Origin of the sequence: Desulfitobacterium dehalogenans ATCC 51507 (genome assembly GCF_000243155.2) — a bacterium.
In the GTDB taxonomy this organism is placed as follows: domain Bacteria; phylum Bacillota; class Desulfitobacteriia; order Desulfitobacteriales; family Desulfitobacteriaceae; genus Desulfitobacterium; species Desulfitobacterium dehalogenans.
The window spans coordinates 1,088,551-1,114,603 of record NC_018017.1 but is presented as its reverse complement, the minus strand read 5'-3'; the positions used below and the strand labels follow the sequence as shown (position 1 = coordinate 1,114,603).

The following is a 26,053-nucleotide window of genomic DNA, read 5'->3' as shown; positions in this document are numbered from 1 at the left end:
TCCTTATAAATTAGAATCTAGCAATGTAAAAGTATCAGTCGTAAGAGTTGCAGACGATAATCCGTGTGAAGTTTTTATTGCTGTAATTATAATCCCGCTGCTTGTTACTTTTGTGACTGAAATAGTAAAACCAGTTTGAAAGACATTAGCCCCGTTCTTTACTTTAAATTCACCTAGACCTATCGAGGGTAATATTCTCATTTGTACTGGAGTTGGAAGGAAAAATTTTATTGTATCTGTAATTATAACATTAGCAGGAGCTAGGTCGACTTGCGAAGCGGCTTGACCAATAAAAGGAAGTTGGTATCTTTGACACAACGCCAACTGCTCACCATAATCAGCAGGCGGATCACTGGCGAGAGTTGAGACGGGGCCGAGTTCGAGCTTAACCCTATTAAGGGCAAACGAATTACCATTAGCGTTACTACTAATCTGGATCAGAACCGTCTTGCCCGCGGGAACCGTGCCAGTAATCTTGTGTATCCCTGTTGTCGTGATGTTATTGTTTATAGCATAATCTGCGGAAAACTCCGTGTTCCGCAGATAAATAGTAATACCTCCGCTTATAGAGGCTACATCCACGCTAAAAGTAAATTCCGTGTCGTATTTGAGAGGAAATTCGAAGGATTGTCTTAGAGTAGCCCTTGCTGTGGGGTTAGAAATGGTTATTCTGTCGGCACCGACAGCGAGGGTTGATGCCGAATCCGAATTATTCGTTGTCAAATCCCATCTATCAGTAGTTATAGATTTAGACATACTCGTTGTGGAATAACTGGCTTTCCCTCGCTGGTTCACAGTAAAATCCGGGTTGTGTAATAGATTGGGGTTTGAAATAGCTCTCTTAACAATTGCTAATTTGTGGTGCTGATACAGCTTATATCCAGACAAATCCGCTTCAACATCCGATACCTTTTTTACTGTATCATGTACTGCTGTACCAAGATTTTCAGCATAGGTTAGTTCGGCAGACAGAGCTGATGCACTAATCTGATACGGCTCCGCAAAATAGGTGATGTAATATACTGACTCTGTGTCAAATCTTCCTGGTGGTGAATATATCCTTACATTATTGAACCAATAGCCATCATCTCTTTTATCCACAATCCAATTCTCATTATCTACAGTATCATTTTTATAAATTGTCATATTTAATGTTGGCTTATATTTGAGAGCGCCCATATAATCATTGCGATTTACACAATAATTTCCTAACCCGTCAGTTCTAGGTTTCGCAACTTCCCTCACCACAACCCCCTCACCAAGGGTAATTTGATTATCCCCGGATGAGATCATAAGTGAACCTTCAGTTTCTACAGGAACCATAACGGGTGTGACGAGTTTATAATAGAGTTCATAAGGAGTATATCCTTGATCGTTCATGAGGGTTGGACAAGTTCCAACAGAGCCACCCAATGTCGTTGGTGCTAAATTTCCGTCGTCTGAATGTTTTTCACCAATCCCAACCCACAATTTGGCCCAAGATTTAACACCCGTTCCATTATATAATTGCTTCCTGTCTCCTGTGACATACATCCTCCATCCCATTAAATATGCCGCAATTTCCTCGGGTGTAGGGTTATAATCAGGCCCCCATCCGGAGTCAGTGTTGGAAATGTAAAGAACTAAGTCTTTATTCGCGTCGATATAAGCCACGTCTAATCCGGGAGTTGCCGAACCAGTTAATATTTTTCCATCATATTTCGTAACGAGTGGAGAACTATTTGCAATCCCGTCATTTAAATTTATCTGCACAGCTTTGTAATTAGTGTAATTTGCTCGATATACAAACGGTAAACTCCCATCCAATACCTTTCGTTCCCAAATTTTATTCTTTTGCCCATCTTCAAAGACCTCACCGGCACCAAGGCTATCCATGATATAGAGGTGTGAGCCGTTTGTCTCGTTTTTTACATAGGCCCCTGTTAGTTGCTGGACGGAATCGACGTAGGGGTATTTTGCTAGGAGTTGTTCTACGGTAAGGTTGTTATATTCATCCACAGTTATTTCGTTAATCTGAATACCGTCAACATAGGCGTATTCGGTGGCATTGCCTACCACATTAACAACCAAAAAGTCATTAGCAGCTAAATCATTGGGTGAAAATTTTACGCCAACACGCGTAGATTTAGATGTATCTGAAACACCATCAGATAAAACAACATTACCGCCTCCAGTACTATCCTTTCCTATTCTAACAAAAGTAGAATTACCATTTTTAACATATCCTGTGAAGAAATAATGTTTGGTCATGTCAGTAATGTATTTAGATATAAGGTTATTCATACTGCCATCAGTGCCATTAATGGTTATTTTTATTCCGTAATTGCCAAAAACTTTATTTACTGAATCCAATGCTAAGTCACAATTATAAGTACGCCACTTACTCACATCTTCGCAATTTCCATCACGGCCCATCAGATTCACTATCGTCCTCCCTGGTATCTTCACCTTCGCTGGGCTTGTGCGCGAGGCTGTGATGGTCTGTGTACCATGGGCGAGGGGCACGGTGGCGGTTTGGTCTTCAGCGAGCATGGCTTGACTAGCAAAACCGGTGTGGCCGCTTTCAGCGTAACCGAGTCCAGTTAAGTTGCTATGAGCAGAAGGGACAATCCCCCCGCCTCCAGGGGAACGCTTGGCGGCTCTCAAGTCTAACACATCCCTGAGGGCAACTTTTCTCTCGTTTGTATAACTGCTAGAGGTTTGATATATAAGCCGATACAAAACCTTGAACTCCTGAAATGGCTGACTACCCCACTGGATGTAACGGTCATCGTTATTCGCTTGAGCATCAGCTAAGGAACCGTCCGTGCGTTGGCCTTGGATTACTTTGATAGGTTGAATCACGTCACCCGTGAACACGACGTAGTACGCCACGAACCCCTCATCCGGGACCTCGCTTTGCACCCAATCATTGCCATCCCACTCATTGTAGGTCACACGACCGCCTACAACATTCCGGAGCGGATACTCGGTCGCTTCATCCTGCATCCATGTCCCTGAAGCACCATCACGGTACATCACCGGCAACATTGCCGGCCCCTGTAGCACCTGCTCAAAGAACGCCGTCGGGTTATCACTGTGCACAATATTATGGAACAGATCCTCATCGGCCACTAAGCCATTATTCAGGCTTACTTGGGCAGATTCATCCGTTGCACCATCATCTAAGGTATAGCCATATAGTTGCAAGCCACTCACCCACTGAGTCCAGTCTACAGCGTGTAAGCGCTCATGCGTCGCCTTGTCCATCACCGTGCCATGGCGCTCATCTCCAGGTGCAAACTGCAATTCCGCATTCTCCTGATCCGCATTCCAATAGACGTAAGCAATGTAGACCATATTTTTCAATCCTGGAAACGCTTGACTACTTTGCAATGCTCCATTTGCATCAAAGTAGATGTAATGCATGCCGGATACGTTTGCAATGGTTACACTCTCCGTAGCCGTCTTCGTAAACCGCTTTCCGCGATAGTATACTTCGTACGAGGAGCCTGTAGGCTGTATTGTAAAGCCCCTCGTTGTTTTATCGAAGAAAAATATAGAATCATCCCTATTCGGAAAGCCTGTAGGCGCTTTCATGACCTCAATGGCCTCCGTGCTTTCGTTCATCTGCTGACCCATCTCATTCATATCATGTTCTGTTACGATCTCATCAAAATCCCAGTTAGTTCTTGCCATTCTCACCCCTCCTTAACCCGAATGGTCTGCGTTATGATTGTGTCGGTGGTAATCGGTACATACACATTATTGGAGCTGATCACATTATTGGAGCTGTCCCTTAACTCAATCAGAGTAATCAAAGGGACAGCTCCATTATGGACCTTATATTCCATGTTGATTATGCCTTCGCGGACTTGCTTCACATCGAAGTCCGTAATTTCGTAGTAGCCATTTAAGACCACCTTTGTTATCCTTCCGTCTACATAATCAGCGACATCCTCAAGGAAAGTTATAGGTATCATTTTATGATCACCTCCGGTCCTAATGTGGCGAATGGAGTTGTTCCTAGCCGCCATGTTGTACCAATTCGGCTTTGCCGGTTTATATCTTTCTTGGATATATGCTCTTCTAATGCTATTTCATCTCTTAAGGCTGTTTTCTGATTGTAGATAAGATTCGCCGGCTTAGTAGCTTTAACCGTATATTCCAATTCCCTAAATAATGCGGCATCCTCTATCGCAGTCTCCACCAAAAGGATAAAGTTCTGCACATCCACACTGGTGATAGCTTTACCCTCACCAACCAGGAAATCTAAACGGTCCTGAAGATAGCGAATAGTGAACGGTGGCTTGGTTGAATAACGGTTAATAATCCGCTTTTTCCGGAAGTCCAGTGTTTCGGTTGTAGGATCAGCCTGGATACCTAGCATTCTTTCCCGGCGTTTTATCGCCTCATAACCAGAAGTGAGGACAAATTGATCATTCAGTAATTGATTGATAGCCGTTTCTAAGTCCTGTATCTCAACATCCTCTGTCTCAGCTAATTTAAAGAAGTCTAATATGTTGTCGTAGTATTCTGGCCAATACTCCCTAATCGACTTACTCATTTATAACCACCGTCCCCAGGCTTGGAATTTCCTCCTCATCAAGCACAAGATTGGCATCCACGCCGTTCAGCATTGTTCCAGACACATCTTCCACACCTTGGACTGTAAGCATTCTGGCATCAATTTGCGCCGTCCTGACGATGATCTGAGTTTGAGCAGCCCACGTCTTTCTCTGTTCCAGAAGATAGGCTTCTATGACCGCTTCTACATCGGATTGAACCTGCCCAGGTGTTACTCCTGGTGCTAGAGTAAGCGTTGTTTCCACATTCACAGTGACCACATCTACACCGGAAATGGTCACAGCATGACCAATAGGGGCCTGCCCCAGGCCCTCCCCCTGATTCTCTTCCGGATCGATAATCGTCTGCACCTCTTCAACAAGTGCCGGGGACGGCTCTTCCCAGTCAGCAGCAATAATCGTGCATTTCACGGTCCCACCGCCTGCCCATGTTGGAAAAACTTTCGTTCCCCCGACACCGTTGATAGCATTGATTTTCTGCTTATAATCAGCAATATTCCCGCCAAAAGCCGGTTCGTTAACTGTCTCATAATACCGGGAGCGTAGAGCCTCATCCGTCTCCTCATCCTCCCCTGGAACTAGCACATCGGTGAGTTCTGCTCTTGCCAAGTCATTGACATAGGTGATAGGTAGTAGTGTCCCAAACTGCCGATTACCCGCTGTTCCCGATGTTTCGCATTCCAGCGCAAATACCCCGGTACTGATCTGCTCAATGGCTGTATAATTCAGCCCGCCGATACTGTAGCGGCTACCTATCGGAATGTTAAGAGGAGCATTAGTATTGTCGAAGAATTCTCCCCTGCGTCGGGCTTTCGTGGCCTCTTTCCGGTTAATCCCGAATTCAGCAGCCCGTCTTGTTAAATATTCCTCACTGGCCGTATCTGCAAAAATAAGATTATTGTTAATATCCAACTCTGCGTAGGCTTGAGCAAGCTCAGCCGCTGCAGGTGCCAGGGCATCAAAAATCAGACTGCCCTCCCGCTTATCTACGGTGTTCGGCACTCGCGTAAGCATTCTGGCCAGGATCGTATCATAGGTCTGATTCTCATACATTAGCCACTCACCTCCTGGCTCATCTCAAGGTTGCCATAGGTACTGATGACCGTGAATTCAACAAGCAAGTTGTCTCCGGTGGTTGTAGTCCGCACATCCTCAACTCCTGTGATCCGGTCATCCTGGGTCAGGGCCTCTTGGAGCATCCTGGTAGCTTCGGACTTCACAAAAACCGGATTCATGCCGATCAGCTTATCTAACTCAGCCCCATAATTCGGGGTATAAATCAAATGCCGGAAGCGTTGTGTCTGTAGAATCTTCGAGACTGATTGCTTCACTGACTCCAAACCATCTAAGCGCCCGGAGATTCGTTCTTTTGTCGGGTCGAGTTTCCACGTGAGGGACGGCTGCTCGATGTATTCTATTGTTTCGTTAGCAATACTCCCGCCTGTAGGTATCATGAGCCTGTCACCACCTTATCTAAAACGACATAACGCTGACCGCCTTGGACCCTAAGCATCAAAACTTTATTCCCTGCGGCAAGCCCGGAACGAATCACGATTTTGGAAGTTAAGGCTTCCGAAGTGTTATTTGGTGACCCATCATCGGTGTATTGGTGCATATGTTTTAAGTCCACCTCATACCTGATCAAGCTTTCCGGAACAATTAAAAAATCCGCCGGCAGTGTAAAGCGTTGGTCGACTTTCACACTCAACGGATTTACAGTTAAGACTTCACCAAAAAGGATATTCACGGGATTCGATGCATTCAGAGCATCACCACTAGCTGTTTTAATCAAATCCAATAAACTTGGCATTCAATCACCTTTCTTTAGGAGGAAGGTCTTAGAAACACTCTCAGATCTAACGTCATGGTATAGTTCACACCATCAAAGTTATGAGTGCATTCGTCAACTAAAAAAGGCTGATTTATCCCATACTCTTCAATGATGATCTGTACGTACCGACCGGCTCTCACTCGAATGTCACCAATAGCCTCAATTTTCAGGATCCTAGTCTCCTTATTTTTTATTGCGATGAGCGTGTCAATCATCTCGCTGATTTGGGCATCATTCATCTTTTCATCCACCGATTGACTAAGCTGCAGCACTCCCCATTTAGCCATGTTGCCACTATGCTGAGTAATATAGGTGTCTCTCATACCTGTATCCTCGTTATCACGATAGAGCTTAATCCTATTATAGGTATCCTCATCAATGGATACCTTATGGCTGTAATCCGTCATTAAGCTGTTGTCTCCAATGATGAAATCCAGCTTCAGGTCCTCAATATTCCGAACTGTTAAGGTCCCGAAATCGTCAAAGAAGACATAGTTCTTGCCGGAATTGATCAGGGTAATATCCAGGGCTTTGCAGATGATGTCCATTAGCTTTTGATTATCTTCGGACATGGTCGGGATTCGATATTCCGTATCATCAATTCTCCCAAGCTTAAGCTTGAAGTCAGTAGCTATCTGCTTCACCACCTCAGAGGCCGTGACATTGGCAAGAACATAGGTGTCACTGGCCATGAGATAGCGCAGCTGGTCATAGCAGGTGATTTTGACCGCTTCGTCCTTGCCGCCGTCTATGCTAAAGATATAGCCATAGAACACTTTGGTGCCATCCTTCATCTGCACATAGACAATGTCTCCATTGGCATAGCTGAAGGATTGGTCCTGGTCCGGAGAATTTTTGATGAGAGTGAAGCTCAGGCTCCCGGCCTTCCCGATCCGGCTGGTCTTCCACGTCACATCGGCAACGAGCTGGGAGATATTCCACACGTTTCCATCCTTTTTGTCAATAAACACTGTTAACATGGGCAACCCTCCTTATGGCAGCTTGAGCACCCGGCCAATCTGCAGCCGCTTAATCTCCGCATCCGTAATCCCATTTAGCTTTTGTATCTCTGGCCAACGCGCACCATTGCCTAGATGCTTTTGCGCTACTGCCCACAGAGTGTCCCCAGCTACCAATGTATAGGTCTTAGGTGGCTTTGTTTCGTTTGGCCTGGCAGGCGCAGGAGGCGGCATTAGTGCCGTGGATGCTGCGGTATAGATGGGCGTTACATTAGGCACCTTTTTGGCCGCATAGGAGACATATTTTTTTAACTTAATGGAGTATTCAATATCACCTGAGCCACCGGCGACCTCTTTCCAATCAAAGCCTTCGATGCTGGCTAAGGTATTGATATCAAAACGATCTGAGACAAAAACAAAGCGGATGGGCCGCTTAGACTCCATCCACTTGATGATAAGTTGAACATATTCGATTGGTTGCAAGAGTCTTTGTGCTATCACAAACGGATAGCGCTGAGCCGGAAAGATGCTGCTGAATCCGTACCCGCTGAGCTTAGGGGCCTTTATGACATTGATTTCACCCAAGGCAATAATGTCATAGGTTTTATTTGAGCTGGATTCACTGGCTTCGATGCTTCCCGGCATGATGGGGATCTCGAAGAATTCTTCCCGGTTGTTAAAGCTGAGTTCGATACTGTAGGACATGGGTGATCACCTGCCTTTACTAAGGAATAAATCCAAATGTTCATGTCGGCGATTCTGGTAAATTCAATATCTTGGCAACGGTAATGACTGCAATTCTCACCGCAATTTCCGCGATCTGTTCAGTAAGTTCGGGAAGTTTATCTTCCGCAATATTTCTATCATGAAAATCTTTCAAGACTGACTTTTCCAGAGCATCAAGATCAATATTACTCATTTACTACACTCCTTATCTTTATGAATACACTGCCGAAGCTGATGAGGCAATTTCCTGTTCAAGAAATGTCTTGAGCTTAACTATAATGGTATCCGTATCTTCTCCATTGCGGATATCGCCTGTATTGACAGTTAAATTCGGTGTCAATGTAACATAATTCTGGATGTTCTTCATTTCTGCTAACTCCCGCATGATCTTGATGTCCTCGCTGGAGATATCCACTTTGTCTTTGATTTTGCCGACTGTCCCTACTTCGTCCACACTGGGGATGCCATCTTCACCCCAACCCGTAGTGCCCCCTAAATCGCCTGGGGCTTTAAATAGATTGCTCAAAGAGTTAAAGGCTCCTTGCACACCGTCCACGGCTGCTGAGCCTATTTTTTTTCCGACATTTCGACCCATGTCAAAAGCTTCTCCATAATCTTTTTGCTCGAATCGCATTAGGTTGACGACATCCGCTTCGCTCTTCAGGTCGTCGCGTGCGCTCTTTAGCTTGTCTAGTAGACCTTCCATGCCCGACGTGATGTCTATATGCAGTCCAGGGATTTTATTGATAACACCCTCAATGCCTTTAGCGATGTTAGTCATATACTCAAGTGCATTGATTGACAGATCATAAAAGAGTTTTTTTACAGCATAAACCGGGTCTTGCCATACATTAACAAAAAATTCAGCAACAGATAAGACTATGTTAGCAAAGCTGGCGAACTTATTGTACAGAAATCCAAATAGAATGCCGAATAGCCCGCCAACGAAACCTATGACCTCAACAGTGGCATCGCCCCATTTGATCATGGCGTAAAGCACAAAACCTATAGCGGCACCGATAAGGAGGATGGGCCAGTTGACAAGCAACCACTCTTTTGCTGCTGCCGCTATCGGTGGGACCATCTTCCATAGACTGGTTACTAATGCGGGAATTTGCGCAACTGCCCATGTCGTCAAGGCCGCCCCAATAGCCACAAGGATAGGTTCTATTACTCCCCAATTGTTTTGAATTACGTTACCAAGCCATGCAGCTGCATTTATAATTCCTCCCAGCGCGGTCATGATAAATATTGCAGCATTTGCAAAGATCATCATCAAGCCTTGCGCCTGCGGAAGGTTAGAATTTAAGGTATTAAAAAATCTTAAAACGGCTGGGTATAAGTAAGTTCCAACGGTTTCTTTTATGCCGTCCCATGTGTTTTTCATTTGTAAAATCTGACCCTCTGGGGTATTCGCTAGGGCTTCTGCAAGCCCACTCCACGACTGGTTGATTATATCTGCTATTACTGCAACTCTTTCCATTTCAGTACCTTTTTCAATTATAGCTTTTTGAGCGTCCGTAACGACAAACCCTTTTTTGGCAAGACCATCAAATTGTCCATCTAAAGCCTTTCCAAGTTGAGTTGCATATTCCACCATAGCCCTTTTATCGATTTCCATGCCTCCCATTCCAGCAGCGTAATTTGCTAACGTACCCATCATTGCTTCGATAGCTTCGCCAGTGCCAAGATATGTTGCAAGTTCACCTGCGCCTCCAAGCAGTGCTCCACTATCATAAGTCGTCTCGAGCTGTACTTGGGATGCGCGTTGCTTTATGGCTTCAAATTCAGCTTCTGTCGCACCCATATTTTTCATTACAGTGGCAAGTTGGCGATCAGAAGAAATCTGTATGTCGGCAAGCCCTGTCCATTCTTTTATAATACTGGCACCTTTTTGAAAAGCTGAAGCACCGAGATATGCCCCCACAAATCCCTTGATCTTGCCAGTTAGTGAATTAGCTATGCCCTGACCTTTATCCATTGACCGATTAAATCTGTTCTGAGCTTCTTCGGATTCTCTAATTGCCTTGGCTATTTCTGTTTCTGCAGCGGCAATTCTCTCTTTGGCTACTGTCAAAGTCCTATCAATATTCGTATTTCTTTCTGCTGCGTTTTGCATTTGATTCATTGTCGAAATCATCATATTCATGCCCTGAGTAATGTTTTGTAAAGGGGTGCTCATTGCATCAAACATTTTTAGGGTAGAACTAACAGTCGCCACGTCACCGCCTCCTTTTAGGCATAAGAAAAAGCACCCTTAAATGAGTGCTTTTGATCTTTTTTTATAGCAAGAATTCCTTTTGATCCGTTTTTGTGAGGATCTTCTTAACCTCTTCACTTCTCTCAATTGAATCCAGTTTCTTTTTGAGGGTTTTATCAAATTTATCTGTAACGCTTTTCATCACAAATGACATTTTGAATGTAATATTTTTTATTTCCCCACCAGATGACACAAAGGACACTATATAAACCCAAATGGTTTCTTTCTTCTTTTTAGTTCCAATCCCAGACATTCCACCTAAAATTAACCCGGCAGGACCGAATATCGCCCCACCTAGTACACCTCTTCCTATAGCACTTTTATCCTTATCGACAACCTCTTTTTCTGTCGTAACGATAGTATCCAAGATATTGCATAGCGGGATTTTAAACGTATTCTCTATAACTGTTTTGAATACTTTAAAGCTTCTCTCTTCGATTATCAAATATTCATCATCAAATTTAATTTCCAATTGAGCTTCAGGGTCTTTAAGGGGCAATCCTTCGATTAAATTAACTAGAGCACTGGCCACACACATCTCCTCCGTTCACACATTTGCATTAATCATACTAGCAAAATATTCCTGTGTAAACGAAAATCTACTACTTATCTCTTTTTCTTCGCTTTAGCCATGTCCTGCTTCTCTTTTTTAATGCGAATATCAATCATGGCATAGACAAGCGCCTTTTCATTACGGGGTAATCTCATAAACGCACCCGGTAAAATGTGAAATTCATGGAGGGCGTAGTAGGCATAATTAGCCTCAGCATCGCCCCCCTCAATTAGTTTTTTGCTTCTTCAACTAGGTCGTCCATGGTTTTGTTGTAACCATTGATTTCACTGACAATATTCGAAAGGGTGGCATATTCGCCATCCTTCATTTTTGCTTTCATGGCATTTAACAGATTTTCGGCGCCAAGCACACCCCAACTTTGCTGAAGCTCCTGAGATTTGAAGTCAGGAAATACAGTCGTTTCAGTAATCAATTTGGCTACGAATGCATCCTGATCGGTTTCAACAATCCGCTGACCTTTATGGAAGGTTGTTTTGCGACAGCTCTTTCTAATCTCATCACCCGTGGTGGCCGAAATAGATTTGAACTTCATAACCTTATCTTTGCCACCAAGGCTTACTTTGCGTTCAATAACTTCTGCATCCTCAAAACTGTCCATCAAGAAATCTTGTAAATCACTCATATTGTATTCCTCCTATTTTTTAATGAAATTAGTAAAAGCGATAATCAAAGCTCATGAAGCCTCAACCTAAATTATCTGTAGCAATAGCCTTATGGTTTGAGTATAATTTTGGTAAAAGTAATACAGATCGGAGGGATTGATATTGCCTATATTCGGGAGCAGGGATTGGTATGGGAACCTTTGTTGTAATTTCAAGTATGTTCAAGGAATTAGCGACTTTGATGACAATGGCATCTTCGGTGTTAGAATTACACAAGAAGATGCAGAACAAAGGCTTTCTATCGCTTTGCGAATTGGGAAAGGTAAAACTCCCAAATACCTCTTTTACGATCAAATAGTTTCCATCGAAATCAGGAAAAAGCATAAAACAAGAAATCGCGATTTCTTCATCAACTATCATCCGGCTGATAACCCTGAGGACATAAAGGTCCTTTCATTCGAAATTGTCGATGCTTCTCTCCATTGGAGAAAATTCGTAGAGGCACTCAAGAATAAAATTCCTCAACCACCCGAACCCGAACAACTTGATCCCCAGCCTGAGCCAAAAGCTTCTCAATATCTCTAGGAAATCAACTTTAATGAAGGTAAAAATGCCAGGTCTTTTATGATCTGGCATTTTGCTTTACATACCTGGTATATTTCCTTATAGTGAGTCCCCTTGTCTACCTCTTGAGAAATGATATTCTCAATCGCTCGTTCGAGGAACTTGATCGCCTCAATGTATGATAGCGGGAGGTTTTCGCGCCGCCCTGCTTCTATGCCAAGAGTTATATTTACCAACTTGGAATAATTCATATAGAGCTTACCTGCGTTTTTGCTTCCCTGGGATTCGGCAAGCGGAATGAGCTTTGTTAAGATGACATCGGTTTCCTCCCGGCGAACTTGCTTGCCGGTTATACGGGCTTGCTTCCATTCGGCAGACTGTTTCTCTCGAATGAACTCACGCATACGAAAGAATTCTTGAGTGAGTCGCAGTTTGAATCGCACGATCATTTCCTTATTACTTAGAAGCGTCATAAGAAAAGTCGCTTGTTGTTCATTGAGCAAGTACATCCGCCCCGATGAACCTAAGCTATTGGATTTCAAGTAGTCTGAATATTCTAGTTTTCCCAGCAATTTAAACTGGTCTTCATACCTTCTAACCATCCTGACAATTGATTCGTGGGCATTCCCTGTTCCTTCTGCTACGATGATGCTATTCGTCTTTACTTCATTTCCTTTTATGATAACTAATTCGTTCACGGTTCATCATCCTCTCTTTTGGGTATTAAAAAGAGACCTGAGTAAAATCAGGTCTCTAAGAGAGGCTAGAGGTGTGTCTCACGACATGACGTAACCTCAAATAATGCTTTATCCCATCACAGGCCGGCTAAACTGATCAAGCATATCAATATCCTCGAAGGTAAAGGGCATTTCCTCTTCAAGAGGATCATCCGAAGTGATATCGAAAGATGCCGCCGTAATGCTGTCTAAGTTACAGCTCTTAAGCACAACTGTCTGCTTCCCTATGCCCGATGCCGGATCTTCGTTGACGATCTGAAGGTCGAAATAGAAGTCTCGCCCGGTTTTCACATATTCAATCATTAACTGCCTGAACAGGCTCGTAAAGTAATAAATCGTCAGGCTTCCGCTACCTGTCCACCCTGCAGCCTTCTTCCCTACGTTTGTCTTCCCCAAGATTGGGACATCCGCTTTATTCTTTTCGATAGTTGCTTCAATGGATTTGGCATAAAATAATTCTTCCACTCGACCATTGATCGTAGCAAAAGCCTTGGCTTGCCTGCCGCTAACTGCGTCTTCCGGTTTTAAAAAGGCCATGTTATCTCACCTGCACTTTCTATCTAATTCTCACACGAATGTACAGCTTTTCGACCGAGTCCACAGGCTGGATATTAGTCTCAATATAAACTGCGTCGACTTCATTCCCTGCTTGTACTGTGACATCAGACTGAGAATCAAAGTTCTGGATAGCATCAATGCCCTGAAGCGTGTTCATGTAGTTAATGCACTCCGATTTCAACAGGTTCCGTCCATCCGCGTTGTTAGAAACTTTGCCGATATAGAACTCAGAGAAAATCCGGACGAAATCATTATTGACACCATCCAGGACGCGGATTACACGGTTCTTAGCAAACTGCTTCCCCTTATCCACCGTGAAGGAAGTCAGGGTGTTAATGTCTTGTTCCACCAAGGCGCGGTTATCATTGGCTGTAAACAAGAACTCCCCAGCCTGCAGGGCCGCGATGATCTGTGCATTGGTGTAACGTGGAGAAACATCCACAGCACCTTCATAGCCTTGGTAGGTGAGCGATTCATTGACCTGGGCCCCCGCTGTTGCGCCGGCCACCCATGCGGTTGCTTGAGCCGCCGTTAAGGTTGTGCCGTCGGAGAGTACTACACCATTTTTAACGCTAATCACGCCCTCATAATCAGCCGCTGGATAGTTCTCCATGACAACTTGAACCTTCTTTCCTTCGTCGTCCCGGAGCCGTTTGGCAAAGGCCGTGAAGGTTGCTTTAAGCGCATCATCTGTACTGGGTAGGGCTATTGTATTGAAGTCGAAGATTTCTACTGCCGCCAGATAATCAATGTAGGCTTGATTTGATACTGTACCATCTGCTCCTCCAATTAGTGGAGCACCCGCTGTTTCCGTTATGGTTCCGGTACCAGAAAATACTACCCAATCATTTGCGGTTAGGCCGGCGATAGTAGACACAGTCTGTTTGTCTATCTCGACCCCGTCTACAAGGGTGGATACATCAAACTTTGTCTCATCATCGATATTCTCTTGGATGACCACTGAAATATCATTTCCACGAACCCCACCCCACTTCGCTGTAGCCGTCAGATTGCCCACGGTCACTGCCGCCTTGGTGCCGACGTTCAGCCGGTAGAGAAGCACCGTCCTAGCCCGTTTCAAGGCTTCTCTTAGCAGGAGTAATGTAGGGTCCATAATGGAGTAACCAAGCTTCGTAAACACGTCCTCGCCGGCTTCGATGGTGAGGACTTTATTAGATTCACCCCAGCTCATAGCCAGGGGGATGGACGCTATTCCACGTTCCCCTAGGGTTCCAATGGCCTGGGGCTCGGATTTAAAATTGATATATACGCCTGGACGCACTTTGTTTTGGGCTGTAAATGTGCCTGCCGCCATTATTTAGCCTCCTTCTTTAGAAAATCACTATGAATCTTTTTAACCTCATCTTTGGTATAACTGACACCATCCTGCAGCAGTGCATCTAACACATCCCGTTGTCGTGCATTGTACCGCCTCGATTGCAGGATTTGAGCCTTCGTATATCTTTTTTCAGCCGGTTCAGCTTTCTTAGCCACGAATAAATCCCTCCGGTTCCATGGTTTGCATGGGTGGATCGGGGACAGCTTCCCTGAGCACATGGAAATTATAGTCCACAAAAAAATGCAGCACCCCATCCACGATTTCATGCCGCATCTTCACCCCGCGTATCAGTCCGCCCGTCACAGGGACCATCTCCATCTTGTCATATAAAGCTTCTGCCATATCATGCATATCTTCATTCTGTCGCTGCTCCTCACCCTCTCCGGCCTCCGTAGGAAAGTAGTGAATATCAAAGGAGTGGTTCCGTTTGTATCGCCTGCCAAGGAGTTGCTCCTGGGACACCGGGAAGAGCTTCACAAAAAAACAAGGCTCCTCAAAGCCCTGCCTTATCTCTTCTCCGTATATGTCAATGCCGGGGAAGTAAAGATGCAAGGCGGCGATAACACTATCCCGGACAAGGTTAAATGTAATAGCGCCCATCGAATCACCCCTTCTTTGGTGGCCGGCCATTCATAATCTGTTCCAACAATTCCATTTGCCTTTTAGCCAGGTATTTGGGCATCTCTCGTTCCATTTCCTGCATGGAGATGGTCACCATAAAACGGCCTTGGACCCAGCCATTTTTCTTTCCTACCATCATGCCAGTGGATCCGTACTTTTCACGGTAGGCGGCCCGTGCCTCTTTGGAAAGCTTAATAGCCCCTTTGTCATACACAAAACGATTGCCTTCCCAATGCCCAGGGACCCAATGCGCCCTAAAACCGTACTCAACGTAGGAGGCAAACTCAACAGGGTTAAATATCTCCACAACATAGGCATCACCCATGCGGATGACCTTGCCGACCTCCCATTTTCGACGGAGGTCTCCAGAGTTCACAGGTGTCCGCTTCTTGATCTTCCGCAGCGCTCGCATCGCCATCTCTGCAAGAAATTCCTGCATAAAGCGATCGATAACACGCTCATCCAAGGCTTTTTGAAAGGTTTTAGCCAGCTTTTCTATTTCGTCGAACTTAAAGCTGCCCCACTTTGCCATGTCATGCCTTCCCTTTACGCTGCATGCTGACTTCTTGATGTGATCCGTACACAAAGGGCTCCCCTGCAATGAATTTCAGCATCCTGCCGTAGCGGGTAACCTCTATGGTATCACCCTGCCGAATCTCCATCTCTGGAGCGATAAATAGCTTTGTTTCGTAAGCTATGTTGTTTGCTGTTTCTGTCTGTCCGTTGCTGGCCAGCGCCTTTTGAGATAACTTACAAGACTGGTCAGTATAAACCGCCTGCAACTCTTTTCTCTTTTCTCCTGAGGGCTTAACAACGTCAACCATCCGGCTTATCGTGCACTTATCCTCATACAGCCTTTCAACAGCTCTGCGGTGTCGCTTGTAGTTGATCATGCTACCACCTCAGCTTCCGGTGATGGTTCAGATCAATACGGTAATCCAAAACCACCTTATCTATTACAGATTTGGATGTGTTGGAAATATCTCCACCACCACCTCTTGCCGGTGAGACTTGCGTATCTCCTACTTTTACTGACTCAGCCCCTCCCACCGTATCGGAGATTTCCGCAATGTGCGGCAAATCAATCCGGATTGCGTCAATAGTCATTGATGCCCAGGTGAACTTTAAGCCGTCAGGAACCGTTCTGATGTGACAATAGTGGAGGATTCGCTTTCCTATCTCCTCAATATATAAGGAAATAAGAGGTTTCATGGAATCATCTTTCAGGTCTAAGCGAACCTTTATGATAGACCAAATATCTTCAACGGTAATCATATCAATCCACCGGCTGTGCTACTTTGGCCGCAACAATAGATTCGGCTTCTTTTGCAGAAACCTGAACTTCTTGGCCTTTTCGATAGCGTTGTCCACGATACTTTACATTCATCAGCCACTGAATGGTTTGGAGACGCTCTTCTTGTTCAGCCTGTTTAGCCTTCTCCTTCTGTTTTTCAGCCATATTGTTCACCCTTTCTAAAAGAGATAGGAGGATAAAAACTCTCCTCCTAGAATTAATTCACCTTTGCGATAAAGATGGTGTCGATAGTCTCAAAGCTAGGCAGCACGATTTCACTAACAATCGTTTCCACGTTTACCGGGTGAGGTTCTTTAATCGTCGTGATCGCTACACCGGTATTCACAATAGACACCTCGGCGTTGGAAATCCCAGCCATTAGGTCAGATTCCTCGGGAGTAGTGCCATAATAGGTGCTTCCCAGATTTCCGTCAGGTATCAGGGTAAAGTAATCGTCCGGGTAGAATAAATGAGTGGATCTATCCTGCAAGGCGTACTTCTTATTGTACACCGCAACATTGAGACCTAATTTTGCTTGCAGATATTGCTTCATCATAGCGTCGGTCATGATGATGTTCTGTCCACCCAAGGGATTCATGTCGAGGCGAATCGGTTTGTTCTGCAGAATATAGTTCCATGTTTTGCGGGTACACATTCCGTTGGTTGGCCTAACTCCAGTGTCATCCTCAACCTTATCTTGCCATGTCTTGATATCGCCCATGATGTCAGCGTCAGGGTTGCTCCATTTGTCATCTGAAGCAGTTAGTGTTTCCTTGTGTTCGGATGACATCTTGTAGTCATAATCAAGATCCTGTCGATTGGCCGTAATGCGGATTTTCCCGGAAGAAAGCAGTTGCATAATCATGCGCTCTGGTACGACCTGGGCGCCATTGACCAAAGTTACTACGTCATCGTAGATTTCATTGATAAGAGGCATAATCAGCGCCTCATTCTGAGATGCGGCCACCTTATTCAGCTCTTGCCGTTCTTTTTCACCAATCCGCATGGACTCGCGGAAAAACGGCATTTCAGTGTCAATCTTTTGGAACCCAATGCGATCCCGCAGGGTTGCCTTAGTGTCAAATGCCGAAGGCTGCAGGGACACAGGAAGACCACGTGACCCTTTAATCCAGCTTAAATCCAATCCTAGTTGTTTCTTCGCAGGGAAAAGTGTTGCCCCTAGATAAGGGATGTTATTAGAAGGATTAGCCAGGTAGTAAGTGGAGATATTTTTAGCATTAACTAAATCAAAAATAGTTGGCATGTTATTCATCATCCTTTCTTAGTTGCCCTTAGGCGATAAAGGTTACTTGCTTAAGTGCCGCAACCTCTTCAGTGGTCGGGGCTGTTGGCAAAGCAGACAACTTGATGAAACCATGGATCACCATTGCTCCCTGAGCCGGCCCGTAGGTTACATCCACATCATCGAGCAGGACTCCCTCAGCATTGGAAGCACTCTCCACAGTGACAGCCTTTTTAGCCAACTTGGTTTCATCAGAAAGAATTCCATTTCCCACAATGGTTCCAGCAGGGACAATCTTCCTTCCATCGACAGCAGTTACCCCCGTATCGTCCACGGTTACGGCTAACGCTACATAATGATCCGGGAATTTCAATATCTCTTTTTTTGCCCCATAACTGGTTACTACAAACTTACTCATAATTATTTATCCTCCGTTTCTTACTCAAAATAGGATTGTCGGGCTTTCTCCATCCCTTCATTACTCTTAGCGAAATCAGCTAGGCGCTTACCAAAGGCCCCTTCCTTGTCCCCTTCACCGCCTTTGCCCTTGTCATCGCTGCCTTCTGCCGGCTTGAAGCCTTTGAACTGGAACCCGCCGTCATCCTTCTTTTCCTCTGCAAATAAAAAAGCCTTTGATTCTTTCAAAGACTTTAGTTGCTCATCTAGGCCAGATTTAACGGTGCCGTCCTCGTTTAATTCGATTCTTGCTTTATCCAGGAGATTCGCGACGATATCAGGGTCATGGGCCTTGCCGGTCAAGGCTAATTTGATCGCGTTTGCCAAGGAAAGAGCTTTCATATCGGCATCGTATTTTTCCTTGGCCGCTTTGTTTTCGCCTTGGAGCTTTTCAATCTCTGCTTTTAGTCCTTCCGCATCTACCTTCTTCAGGTCATCAATCTGCTTGTCACGAGTGGCAATGTCTTTTTCAAGCTGTTTTTTCGCCTCGGCTAAGGTGTTGTAAGTGTCCTTGGGCACTGCATACTTGGGAAACTCCGTGTTCATCGCGGTCATAAGTGCCTCAGTATCCAGTTTCCCGTCTTTTGTATGAGCCTCAATAAGTTTTTTTAACCATTCCATTATCTAAAACCTCCAATAGCTTTTTATACTGGTCGCTCCCAGTTAGGAGTTACGTTCAGTTATGCCCCAAACCCTTAAAGAGGGCAAGCGAACAGTTTAACGCCATATTTAGGGCATAAGAAAAAGCACCCTTACGAGTGCTTTACATACATGATTCTGTTTTTCTCTTTGCAATAAGGACATTCCGTGTCAATCATCAAAGTATTTTCTTCTGTGTAAACATAATCTACGACATTATCCAGGACTTTTTGTTCGGACTGGCCAGAATGATATATCCTCATTCTTCCTTGGCCTTCCGCATAAGGAGCAACTGCCTCTTTTCGGAAGATGCGCCAATCATACGGTTTCCCACAAGCAAAACATTTGTGTTCGGCTGCTAAGTCAATGGCGATTCACCACACTTTCTTGGATAGACAAAAGCACTCTAGCCTTTTTGCTTGAGTGCTTACTTAGAGCAATCTTATAGCCTGATCATAAACCTCTTTAACCTTTTCTCGCACTTCCTCTTCGCTCAAATAATATCCAGGCATGGCTTTTCGCTCCGCCTCATTTGGTTCGAAGTTGGCGCATGTCTCCGGCATTTCCTCATTCAGAAGATCAGATAGCGGCTTATTCTCCTTTTCTAGTTCAGGAGTTACATATGCAAGCCGCGCAGGGAATTCAAATGAGAATTCTTCCGGGGCAACTTTTCTATCCAGGAAATCTTTCATCATGCCAGCCAGTTCATCGGATAACAATTCTATACCTCCTTCCAATTTGCTTTTGCTTTACTTCTCGTAACAATGGATAGAATCTCATTAGTGTCGTTTGCCTGAATAATGGCAATGCCATTTTCAAACCGAACAAGATGCCCGTCTTCTTGAATAAAGTTAGGCGGTTTTTTCATCATACCCATAATATCTTCTCTGGTAAATTGAACCTTTCCCTTGCTCTGTTTTTGTCCTACCGTCCGATTCAAGGCGTGGATTCTAAGTTCATGCCCATCTTGTCTGAAATATCGATAGGTGCCTTTAAGTTTAACCTTATACTCATCAGAATATGGTCCGTTCTTAATCTTTTCAAAGGTATCAAACTGCCTATTCATAGCAGCCCATTTCTCAGTTTCAGTATACTTCAATTCCTGGAAGTCATCAAAGGTTTTCGGCGCATCTTTGCCCAAAAGTTCCTTATAGCGTGTGTACTGTTTCTGGTCTGATCGCAGATTGACCTCCTGCTTTTTCATAAGCTCTGCCTGTTCTTTGCCGTACTTCTCCACAACATGCTTATCGTACCATTCTGGATAAGCCATATCCCCCGGCACGTTGTAGGTCTTTTTAGTCTTCGGGTCCCTGGCTATTCTCTCCCCAACGTCTTCCTCGTCATCAAAATAAGGAACTGTCGTGGTCCGGCAATGAACATGAAATGGAGGGGCATTGATGCCGACTTCTTGCTCAGACACCTTAAACACTTTGCCGTCCATCGCCTGGCATATATCACTCGTTCGGCTATCGAGTGTGGCCAAAATCTCAAATTTGCTTACAACACCGCTTTCTTCATAACTCTTGAAAGTTGCCTGTTCCACGAAGAAGGCTGTTTCTGTCTGGATAAGCCGGTATGCATTAGAGTAGGACACATCCATGCGCTTAACCAAGTCTTGGGTGGTTTTATCAAGGCTATCACCACGGATGAAAGACTGCGACAACTTCGTATATATTTCTTGCTTCAGCCTCGTTCGGTCATCCCAAACCCGCTGTGACCAATTGCGCCCGTCCAACTTTGTGCCAAGGATGGTTTCTAATCCTCGCTCATCCACCTTGGCGAAGCTTACTCCGATGCCTGTGCCTTTTTGAAGCTCGAACAGTGTCCGGTAGTAGGTATCTGTGTAAGCATCATCCAGAAGAGTTCTAACACCCTGCTGCTTGCTTCCAGCCAACATTTCGACCTGATGATTGATTTGCATTTGCAGAGCCTCCAGACGGCTCACACGCGTGCGAAAATAGGCATTATCAAGCTGTTGTGTCCATTTGCCATCGGCGTTATTTTTTGCCCTCTCGGTGAACTCCTCTAATGTCCAGTGAAATTCTTTTAACTCTTTAGAATTAAGCAACCTACGGGCCTCTGCCATGTCCACGATGCCGTTGTTATCGGCAAATCGTTGATAAAAGACTTCCATATCTTTTTGGATGGAGAGGATTGCTCGGTTATACTCTTTGCGGAGGGCTGCCGAATACTCATCGGCCTTATCGAATTGCCGCTTGGCGATCTGTGTGGACCGCTTGCCCCAATACTCTGCCGTCTTCATCCAGTATCACTCATTTCACCTAAGCAAATAACAAGGCTTTCTGTGGACTCATTATTAAAATGGTACTGCTTTTCCGCATCCCTTCTAACCTTAGTCGCTTCATCTAAGCCTTCAAAGAATCCTAGGCCAAATCGAACCCCTTTAATTGATATAAACGCCTCATATTTTCCAAGGTTCTTATCCCATCGCACACCCCTCACACCCGTTTTGTTATCTTTCCTGATCCTTTGGTTGATGTTTTGCGTTAATCGAGTGGCCCACCTACAATTGGACGGCTCATAACCTTTATCATTATCTATTCTGTCGATACTTAATTCATCTGAATATCCATTAGCTATTGCCCATTTATAAAAGCTCATGAAGTCATTACGCCACTCATTACAGAGCTCTATTCCCCTTGCTCCATAGTCCTTATAAGATTTGTTCCTTGGGTTATAGCATCGCTTCTTCATGTCTCGCCAAATAGAGTTTAATCTGTCATCAGTGTGCCCATGGATGTAGTTTTTTGCAGCCACATACTCTTTTCTGAGACAGCCACAGCTATTTGTTCTTCCACTGCCCAGATCTCCTGCTGCAATAATTTTTCTATTACCGCAATCGCATTCACAGAGCCACATTGTTTTTGTTCCCCTGTTTTCAGCTCTTTCGATTGCTGTCAACCTTCCAAATTTTTGCCCAGATAAATTAATAAATCTCCCCATCGCCGCCCTCCGTGCCTCTACCACCCAAACCTAAATAATCTTGCCCAGTGTCTTCTTTATCCTTTTTAATGCGCTCCAGTTCCTCCCGGATATCGATCACATATGGATGGTTGGAAACCAGTGTCTCATCGGAAATAATCCCGACGCTATTCTTGATGTCTGTAATGACATCCGATTCAGAAATGATGATGTCCCTATTAAAGATGAAATCCACCGATTCTTCCGAATAATCAGCTCCGGTGGTATTAGTGATATGCACGTCGATAAACCAGCGTAATTGTTCTAGACTGGCTTGAAATTCCGTTTCAATAATATTCGCGTCCATATCTAAATCAGCGTACATAAATTTAAGCGCAACCCCGGAAGGACTATTGCCAATCTTATCAGGCTCAAACAGTACTCCGCGACCAAACTCAAAAATATCTTTACGGTTATTCTCCATATGGGTTTTATAAGCTTCGGTATCGATCACCAGGTTGATTGTGTCAACGTCTCCATCATCACCGACGAATACCACCCGATACGTGGCTATGTTCTTTCTAAATTCGTCGCCTTTAGTCCCTTCGAAGTTTTTAACTTTATAAATGCTGTTTGGCAGATCCTCCAGGTTGTTGGCATTCTCACTCTTCCTGGCGTCATAGTCATCGATCAGTGATTTGATAAACTCCAGCAGCCCTTGCTCTTCTTCGTTGTACTTAAAGGCGATGAAAGGGACGTGTTCCCAGTTGACGCCGGTTTCTGTTGCAGCTTCACCCTCTCCGGGATTGATAACTTTAAAGTGGGATTCTTCGTCACCCGCTTCAACATCTGGCACCAGCCCATATTGCCCACCGGCTTGTAAGACATACCGCTTTACCCCGTTGGTATCCCACCACTCAACTTTGGTCACGGTTACTCGGCGAGTGCCCTCGTAGGTTTCCACCTCATATGTCCTGATTACCGCCTGGAGGTCTGTGTGAGCTGCATCTCTCCATAAAGGAATAATTTGCTCAGATGGTATCCGCATAAAGCATAATTGCCCAGCGTCATTGTAATAGACATGCAACCAAGCGATACCCTTTTTAACGGCTTCTTTCCCTATACTTTGAAACATACGGAGATTGCCTTTTCCAAAGTAGGATGACAAGAGCTTCTGGTACTCTGCCTTATTCGTCTGTATGCTCATGGGCTTGGACAGCAGATAGCCGACCTTCTGGTCTACTAGCTTCCTGAAAAAGCCGTTAACCAATCGATTGTCGGCCAGATTGCCGATAGGCTCCTTGGCTCCGCTTTCCCCAATGACCGTTCGCACTTTGGACAGAATGTCGGTCTTATTCCGGTAGTAGTCCTCTGCCTTAAGCATAGCCTGCCGGCATTTAGACGTTTTCCACTCGCTAATTTCCAGGGAGATAATCTGCTCAAGGCTCATCGCGGTCTTGGATCCTGCTTTGATAATGGTTGCTATGCGTTCGTTCTCTGTGATAGGCATTGTTTCACCTCTTTTCTCTAGTCAAAATAAACCCCTGACCTGCTGAACAATATCGTATTAACAAAATACCTGTCCGCATCCATACAGTGGTCATTCTGCTTAACCGGCTTATCTTCTCCACGGTCAGCCGCCTTTTCGTCCCAGATGTAGGAGAAGAACTCCCGGAATGTGTTGATGCAGCAGTCGTTATATAAAATCAGCCCATCACTAAGGGCTGTGGCCATATTCCTGATACCTTCCAGCACATCATTCTTGGCCTTTTTAACGCGAAACTTACCATGCTTCTTAATCGTGGCAATAAAAGAAGCAGCGCTCGGGTCGATGATCACTGCTTTGATTTTGATATCTCCTATAAACTTCTCAAGCTCCTGATAGAACTCTTCGTCAGTCTTCTGCCTCTCCTGGTCACGGCCTGAGTAATAATACTCTTTGATCTTGTACCATTTACCAGAGCTTTTTCCCCATAGTCCGAAGGTTGTTGGGTTCTGGGTGCCATAGTCACCTGAGACATAAAACTCAGTGTACTTACGATCCGCGACAGGAACCTTATGTCGCACCTCATCAAACATGTCATAGATTACGCCTTCGGCCATGACCCAAAGGCCAAGGATATAACGCTTAAAGAATACTCCGGAATACATCCTCCGGTATCTTTCTTTCACCGTTTCCGACAGACTCAAATTGTCGTCCATAGTGAAATGCAGATAGATTAAATTCTTTTCACGCTTCTTGTCAATCCATTCAGTCTTAAACCAGTGATAAGGCCCTTGCGGGTTGCAGTTGAACCAAAACTTTGAGCCTTCAACTGAGCAACGTCCGGTGCCTTGCTTAACAAAGGATTCTGGCATCAAGGCTACCTCGTCAAACAAGATGCCGGCCAGCGTAATCCCTTGGATCAGGTCCTGGCTTCGCTCGTCCTTGCCCCCGAAAATGTAGAAATGATTGACTTTGTCTCTCCAGTAAACAATAAGCAGGTTATCCGATCGCTTATCCTCGACCTGATAACCCCTGCACCGCAACATTATTTTGAGCCAGAAGACAACGTTTCTCCTAAATGAACCAATGGTTTTACCGCACATCCCGAAGTTCTGATCATCGAACCGATGCATAGCCCACATGATGAAAGACATAGCCATACTGATGGTTTTCCCGGAACGAATAGCCCCGTCTGCTATGATTCCGTCTTTATCTTTAACCGGGGAATCATCACACCACCAGGTCAGTATCTTTTTCTGCTTTAAGCTAAAGGGGTGGAACTTAAATACTGCCTGCTTGACTTTCTTCTTAATCTTCCCCAGCATCGCTCCACACCTCCCCGGCAACGGCGTTCAATGCATCAATAAATCCGTCATCGGCAGGTTCATCCTGTTCAAGGTCCCCGGCTTTACGTTGTTCGAGTCTGAATTTCTCTTCTTCCAGCTTGAGCTTCTCTTCCTCCATCCGACGCTTATGATTATCTGGGAGAAGGTCGAGGTATTTTTCCAGCTTCTCCAGGGCTTTCATTTTGTCATGGAGCTTAATTGATGTGCCGTTTCTACCCATCTTTACTTCCGAGATAAGGGAGCTATCGAGTTCTGCGCTTTCATTGAGGTCAATATAGTTGACGATTTCAGTTATGGGTTTTTTGTTCTTGCCTTTTCCCTCATACAACGGTCCGAATGGTCCCATAACCGGAACTTCACGCTGACCGAAGGTGACGTATTCTCCGATGTCAGCAAAGGCGATCTTCAGGTATTCGAGAAGGACTCTCTGCGAGGTAATGCCTAGATTATCGGTTACGATTGCCGTCTGACGCTGTATCTCAGCCTGAATTTCAGGTTTCCTAAGGTTTTCCCACCCTATGGCATGAGCGCTCTTCTTGCTATACCCAACTGCCATTGCCGCCCGGGTCGCGTTGAAGTCGGTCAAATATTCAGCAACAAAAAGAACCTGCTTTTCAGTCAGGTTCGAAAGTTCAGTATTACTTTTTGCTTCTATGCTGTTGGCATTCTTATTCCCAGATTCGTCTTGCTTACGCTTTGTAGTACTACGTTCAGTCTTTGAAGTACTACAACCAATTCTTTCTTTCCACTTATCGCGAAGCTTCCATACGCTGATGGTCTTTTCCGGAATATCTAAAAGCTTGGCGATTTCCCGATTCGCTATATCTCCTTGATGCTGCTGATAAATCTCAAAGGCTTTGTCTCTGTCTGGGCTGCGCTCTCTCGCCACATCACCTCACCTGCCGTCGTTTGTTTTGTTGTATAAGAAAAAGAGCCCGGAGGCTCTGCGCTTATATTATAATCAAATCACTTCCCATTGTGATTCTATTAAATCTATTCCAAGAGCAGTAACTTTGCAACTAAATTGTGCCCCGGCAGATTGTTTAATTGTAATAAGACCTTTCTCAGCAAGGTATTCGTAAGCAAGCTGTTTTTCTATTTCCTTTGCTAAATCTCGTTTATCTAACTGTTTTTGTGTCCCATTGCTCTTAAAATGATGGTTATAAAGCTCTTTGAGCAATTTTAATCTAAATGTTTTTCTTTCTTCAATATTCATTTATACTCCTCCTTCTTTTTTGTTTTCTTCTACAAAAAGGAAGGATATTCCTTGGATTTTTTTTCGTCAAATACCGACGATATCAGACATCAAACCACACTCCCCTATTCTCCCG

The 26,053-nt window shown here is 44.7% G+C and carries 32 protein-coding genes; 1 reads left to right on the top strand and 31 read right to left on the bottom strand.

What is annotated here, in order from left to right:
* Positions 1 to 3 precede the first annotated feature (3 nt).
* From DESDE_RS05385 to DESDE_RS05335, 12 genes are all read right to left on the bottom strand, one after another.
* Positions 4 to 3,678 (bottom strand): hypothetical protein, encoded by a 3,675-nt coding sequence (locus DESDE_RS05385; protein ID WP_014793029.1) that lies wholly within the window; start codon positions 3,676 to 3,678, stop codon positions 4 to 6.
* A 2-nt stretch (positions 3,679 to 3,680) separates the two neighbouring features.
* Positions 3,681 to 3,962, bottom strand: a complete 282-nt coding sequence (locus DESDE_RS05380) for a hypothetical protein (RefSeq protein WP_014793028.1) — start codon at positions 3,960 to 3,962, stop codon at positions 3,681 to 3,683.
* A complete protein-coding gene (locus tag DESDE_RS05375) occupies positions 3,959 to 4,546 on the bottom strand; it encodes a putative phage tail protein (protein WP_014793027.1) in 588 nt (195 codons plus the stop codon). The genes DESDE_RS05380 and DESDE_RS05375 overlap by 4 nt, the downstream gene beginning before the upstream one ends.
* A complete protein-coding gene (locus tag DESDE_RS05370) occupies positions 4,539 to 5,618 on the bottom strand; it encodes a baseplate J/gp47 family protein (protein ID WP_014793026.1) in 1,080 nt (359 codons plus the stop codon). Before DESDE_RS05370 ends, DESDE_RS05375 begins: the two co-directional genes overlap by 8 nt.
* On the bottom strand, positions 5,618 to 6,019 hold the full coding sequence (locus DESDE_RS05365) for a DUF2634 domain-containing protein (protein WP_014793025.1): 402 nt from the start codon (positions 6,017 to 6,019) through the stop codon (positions 5,618 to 5,620). The genes DESDE_RS05370 and DESDE_RS05365 overlap by 1 nt, the downstream gene beginning before the upstream one ends.
* Positions 6,016 to 6,375 carry a DUF2577 domain-containing protein gene (locus DESDE_RS05360; protein WP_014793024.1) on the bottom strand — a complete coding sequence of 120 codons (360 nt, stop codon included), beginning with the start codon at positions 6,373 to 6,375 and terminating at the stop codon, positions 6,016 to 6,018. Before DESDE_RS05360 ends, DESDE_RS05365 begins: the two co-directional genes overlap by 4 nt.
* A 14-nt stretch (positions 6,376 to 6,389) precedes the next feature.
* Complete coding sequence (locus DESDE_RS05355) at positions 6,390 to 7,376, bottom strand: XkdQ/YqbQ family protein (protein ID WP_014793023.1); 987 nt, start codon at positions 7,374 to 7,376, stop codon at positions 6,390 to 6,392.
* Positions 7,377 to 7,388: 12 nt separating this feature from the next.
* Positions 7,389 to 8,060 (bottom strand): LysM peptidoglycan-binding domain-containing protein, encoded by a 672-nt coding sequence (locus DESDE_RS05350; protein ID WP_014793022.1) that lies wholly within the window; start codon positions 8,058 to 8,060, stop codon positions 7,389 to 7,391.
* 40 nt (positions 8,061 to 8,100) lie between these two features.
* On the bottom strand, positions 8,101 to 8,274 hold the full coding sequence (locus tag DESDE_RS21795) for a hypothetical protein (RefSeq protein ID WP_014793021.1): 174 nt from the start codon (positions 8,272 to 8,274) through the stop codon (positions 8,101 to 8,103).
* Between the two features lie 18 nt (positions 8,275 to 8,292).
* Positions 8,293 to 10,302, bottom strand: coding sequence for a phage tail family protein (locus DESDE_RS22180; RefSeq protein WP_014793020.1), 2,010 nt, complete (start codon positions 10,300 to 10,302; stop codon positions 8,293 to 8,295).
* A gap of 61 nt (positions 10,303 to 10,363) precedes the next feature.
* Positions 10,364 to 10,879 (bottom strand): hypothetical protein, encoded by a 516-nt coding sequence (locus tag DESDE_RS05340; RefSeq protein WP_427846204.1) that lies wholly within the window; start codon positions 10,877 to 10,879, stop codon positions 10,364 to 10,366.
* Positions 10,880 to 11,123: 244 nt separating this feature from the next.
* Positions 11,124 to 11,537 (bottom strand): phage tail assembly chaperone, encoded by a 414-nt coding sequence (locus DESDE_RS05335; RefSeq protein ID WP_014793018.1) that lies wholly within the window; start codon positions 11,535 to 11,537, stop codon positions 11,124 to 11,126.
* A gap of 142 nt (positions 11,538 to 11,679) precedes the next feature.
* Here DESDE_RS05335 and DESDE_RS05330 point away from each other — a divergent pair, with 142 nt between their 5' ends.
* Positions 11,680 to 12,102 (top strand): hypothetical protein, encoded by a 423-nt coding sequence (locus DESDE_RS05330; RefSeq protein ID WP_014793017.1) that lies wholly within the window; start codon positions 11,680 to 11,682, stop codon positions 12,100 to 12,102.
* Here the strand turns inward: DESDE_RS05330 and DESDE_RS05325 are convergent.
* From DESDE_RS05325 to DESDE_RS05230, 19 genes are all read right to left on the bottom strand, one after another.
* On the bottom strand, positions 12,099 to 12,779 hold the full coding sequence (locus DESDE_RS05325) for a Rha family transcriptional regulator (RefSeq protein ID WP_014793016.1): 681 nt from the start codon (positions 12,777 to 12,779) through the stop codon (positions 12,099 to 12,101). The genes DESDE_RS05330 and DESDE_RS05325 overlap by 4 nt on opposite strands.
* A gap of 108 nt (positions 12,780 to 12,887) precedes the next feature.
* Positions 12,888 to 13,355, bottom strand: coding sequence for a phage tail tube protein (locus DESDE_RS05320; protein ID WP_014793015.1), 468 nt, complete (start codon positions 13,353 to 13,355; stop codon positions 12,888 to 12,890).
* A 19-nt stretch (positions 13,356 to 13,374) separates the two neighbouring features.
* Entirely contained in the window at positions 13,375 to 14,691 is a 1,317-nt protein-coding gene (locus DESDE_RS05315; protein ID WP_014793014.1) for a phage tail sheath family protein, read from the bottom strand.
* Positions 14,691 to 14,870 carry a hypothetical protein gene (locus DESDE_RS05310; protein ID WP_014793013.1) on the bottom strand — a complete coding sequence of 60 codons (180 nt, stop codon included), beginning with the start codon at positions 14,868 to 14,870 and terminating at the stop codon, positions 14,691 to 14,693. Before DESDE_RS05310 ends, DESDE_RS05315 begins: the two co-directional genes overlap by 1 nt.
* Positions 14,863 to 15,315 (bottom strand): phage tail terminator family protein, encoded by a 453-nt coding sequence (locus DESDE_RS05305; RefSeq protein WP_014793012.1) that lies wholly within the window; start codon positions 15,313 to 15,315, stop codon positions 14,863 to 14,865. The genes DESDE_RS05310 and DESDE_RS05305 overlap by 8 nt, the downstream gene beginning before the upstream one ends.
* 4 nt (positions 15,316 to 15,319) lie before the next feature.
* Positions 15,320 to 15,868 carry an HK97 gp10 family phage protein gene (locus DESDE_RS05300; protein WP_014793011.1) on the bottom strand — a complete coding sequence of 183 codons (549 nt, stop codon included), beginning with the start codon at positions 15,866 to 15,868 and terminating at the stop codon, positions 15,320 to 15,322.
* Between the two features lies 1 nt (position 15,869).
* Complete coding sequence (locus tag DESDE_RS05295) at positions 15,870 to 16,229, bottom strand: hypothetical protein (RefSeq protein WP_014793010.1); 360 nt, start codon at positions 16,227 to 16,229, stop codon at positions 15,870 to 15,872.
* A gap of 1 nt (position 16,230) precedes the next feature.
* Entirely contained in the window at positions 16,231 to 16,611 is a 381-nt protein-coding gene (locus tag DESDE_RS05290; protein WP_014793009.1) for a hypothetical protein, read from the bottom strand.
* A gap of 1 nt (position 16,612) precedes the next feature.
* Positions 16,613 to 16,795, bottom strand: a complete 183-nt coding sequence (locus tag DESDE_RS05285) for a DUF7210 family protein (RefSeq protein WP_014793008.1) — start codon at positions 16,793 to 16,795, stop codon at positions 16,613 to 16,615.
* Positions 16,796 to 16,847: 52 nt separating this feature from the next.
* A complete protein-coding gene (locus tag DESDE_RS05280) occupies positions 16,848 to 17,894 on the bottom strand; it encodes a major capsid protein (RefSeq protein ID WP_014793007.1) in 1,047 nt (348 codons plus the stop codon).
* 28 nt (positions 17,895 to 17,922) lie between these two features.
* Positions 17,923 to 18,291, bottom strand: coding sequence for a hypothetical protein (locus DESDE_RS05275; RefSeq protein ID WP_014793006.1), 369 nt, complete (start codon positions 18,289 to 18,291; stop codon positions 17,923 to 17,925).
* Positions 18,292 to 18,311: 20 nt separating this feature from the next.
* Positions 18,312 to 18,950, bottom strand: coding sequence for a phage scaffolding protein (locus DESDE_RS05270; RefSeq protein WP_014793005.1), 639 nt, complete (start codon positions 18,948 to 18,950; stop codon positions 18,312 to 18,314).
* Between the two features lie 449 nt (positions 18,951 to 19,399).
* Positions 19,400 to 19,687, bottom strand: a complete 288-nt coding sequence (locus DESDE_RS05265) for a hypothetical protein (RefSeq protein ID WP_014793004.1) — start codon at positions 19,685 to 19,687, stop codon at positions 19,400 to 19,402.
* A gap of 2 nt (positions 19,688 to 19,689) precedes the next feature.
* The gene (locus tag DESDE_RS05260; protein ID WP_014793003.1) at positions 19,690 to 21,231 is read right to left on the bottom strand and encodes a minor capsid protein; all 1,542 of its coding nucleotides are present in this window, start codon (positions 21,229 to 21,231) and stop codon (positions 19,690 to 19,692) included.
* Entirely contained in the window at positions 21,228 to 21,932 is a 705-nt protein-coding gene (locus DESDE_RS05250; RefSeq protein ID WP_014793002.1) for an AP2 domain-containing protein, read from the bottom strand. Before DESDE_RS05250 ends, DESDE_RS05260 begins: the two co-directional genes overlap by 4 nt.
* A complete protein-coding gene (locus DESDE_RS05245) occupies positions 21,916 to 23,400 on the bottom strand; it encodes a phage portal protein (RefSeq protein WP_014793001.1) in 1,485 nt (494 codons plus the stop codon). Before DESDE_RS05245 ends, DESDE_RS05250 begins: the two co-directional genes overlap by 17 nt.
* Positions 23,401 to 23,417: 17 nt before the next feature.
* Positions 23,418 to 24,701, bottom strand: a complete 1,284-nt coding sequence (locus DESDE_RS05240; protein ID WP_014793000.1) for a PBSX family phage terminase large subunit — start codon at positions 24,699 to 24,701, stop codon at positions 23,418 to 23,420.
* Positions 24,685 to 25,611 (bottom strand): terminase small subunit, encoded by a 927-nt coding sequence (locus DESDE_RS05235; RefSeq protein ID WP_014792999.1) that lies wholly within the window; start codon positions 25,609 to 25,611, stop codon positions 24,685 to 24,687. The genes DESDE_RS05240 and DESDE_RS05235 overlap by 17 nt, the downstream gene beginning before the upstream one ends.
* Before the next feature lie 72 nt (positions 25,612 to 25,683).
* Positions 25,684 to 25,938, bottom strand: coding sequence for a hypothetical protein (locus DESDE_RS05230; RefSeq protein ID WP_014792998.1), 255 nt, complete (start codon positions 25,936 to 25,938; stop codon positions 25,684 to 25,686).
* Between the last annotated feature and the right edge of the window lie 115 nt (positions 25,939 to 26,053).